This is a genomic window from Rossellomorea vietnamensis, from assembly GCF_001305855.1.
In the GTDB taxonomy this organism is placed as follows: Bacteria; Bacillota; Bacilli; order Bacillales; family Bacillaceae_B; genus Rossellomorea; species Rossellomorea vietnamensis_A.
In genome coordinates, this window is the sequence record NZ_LIXZ01000047.1 from 1 (window position 1) to 1,626 (window position 1,626).

Below are 1,626 nucleotides of genomic sequence, written 5' to 3' on the forward strand. Positions count from 1 at the left end.
TTTTAGTGCTTAAAAATAATTATCCTAATAATTTCAAAAAAATAAAATAAAGAAGTGGATTTTACTATTTTATTTTTTTTTGAAATTTTCATAGGCGGGTTAACCCCTATTAGCGAAATTATAATATAAGAAAAAAAGGAGTGATCTAAGTGAAAAAGTTACCTGAATTAGGAGTAGGACTATTAATCCACTACTCAGAAAAGTACAAGAATTATTTAGAGCATGTTAGTAACGATGTTGATTTTTATGAGCTGTTACTCATTCATTTTTCAGAAAATCCTAATGCAATTAAAAGGGTAAAAAAAGAGTTGAAAAAGCCTCTGTTACTTCACTCGGCGGCAGCTTCTTTAGCTACAGATGGACCACTTAATGAGAAGCTGGTAAATAGTATGAAAGAAAGAATCGATAATGCAGACGCTCCATGGTATAGCGAGCACTTATGTTTTACTGGAGTATCAGGAGTTCAAGCAGGTACGTTAGTTCTACCTATTTTGACCGAGGAATCGCTTAACATAATATGCGATAAAATTTCTATTTTGAATAAAAAAATCCAAAGGCCACTTTTAATTGAAAATGTTGTAAATATGTACAATGATGTTGGGGATTTTACCCATACTGAATTTATTAACGAGGTTCTTAAAAGAACTGACAGTAAATTACTATTAAGCGTTGAAAATATGAGTATGTCGAAAAGGTTTTACCCTGAATTTGATCATTATAAATTTATTGATGAATTAGAGACTTCAAAGATTGCACAAATTCATTGTCCATTGGGGAATCTAGAAGAGCAAAAAATTACTCCAGACTCCACTTATGGCAGCCTAGAAAAAAAACAACAGTTACATTTTGATGTTTTAGATTATTTAGCTAAAGAAAAAAAAGTAAAACCAAATGCCTTAGTTTGGGAGTTAGAGACTGAAACAAATTCGATAGCGGAGCCTAAAGATTTTATTAAGTACCTCGAATGGTCCAAGGATCTTTTTTTTAATAAGGAAGTGATTAAGTTATGACATTAGTTAATTTACAAACAATGATTTCAAGTTTTTTTAGAGATGAGAACGTGCGTAATGAGGTACAGATAAAGCAAGATAGGGTTTTTGAAAGGTTTTGCCTCACTTCTGATGAAATAAAGCTAGCAAGAAAAATTGATTTTCTCTCACTGGAGAAAGGTGCATTAAATACCACAAAAGAAAGGCTAGGTAAGCGTCGCGCTGATTATCAAGAGTTATTTATTATATTAGAAACTCTGGAACGTGATGATGAAGTATTGTCATCATTTGTTAAAAAAGAAGTATCTGGAACACTAGGAAGAAAATTAGACTCTGAAAGATTTTTTGAATTCTTTAAGTACTATGTTTTAGATGAAGATCTTCCTGAAGTATTAATTGAAATTGCTGAGTACTCCTCAATAATGAGCAATCTTTCTTATGCAAACGAGGTAGATATATTAAATGAGGAATCATTAAATTTAAATAAGCCTATATACCTGAAGGAACCTTTTGAATTAAAAACTTTTAATTACGATTTAGGACCATTAATTGAATCAGACTTTAAAATTGATAACATAAAAGATTTAGAGGCATTACAAAAATCTGAAACGAAAATATTCTTCCAGAAAGAATATTT

The 1,626-nt window shown here is 30.6% G+C and carries 2 protein-coding genes; both read left to right on the forward strand.

What is annotated here, in order from left to right; translation table 11 throughout:
• Window positions 1-149: 149 nt before the first annotated feature.
• Window positions 150-1,010 carry a multinuclear nonheme iron-dependent oxidase gene (locus tag AM506_RS21570; protein WP_060675132.1) on the forward strand — a complete coding sequence of 287 codons (861 nt, stop codon included), beginning with the start codon at window positions 150-152 and terminating at the stop codon, window positions 1,008-1,010.
• Window positions 1,007-1,626, forward strand: a 620-nt coding sequence (locus AM506_RS21575) for a hypothetical protein (RefSeq protein WP_152968653.1), incomplete at its 3' end; no start/stop codon positions are given. The genes AM506_RS21570 and AM506_RS21575, both read left to right, overlap by 4 nt.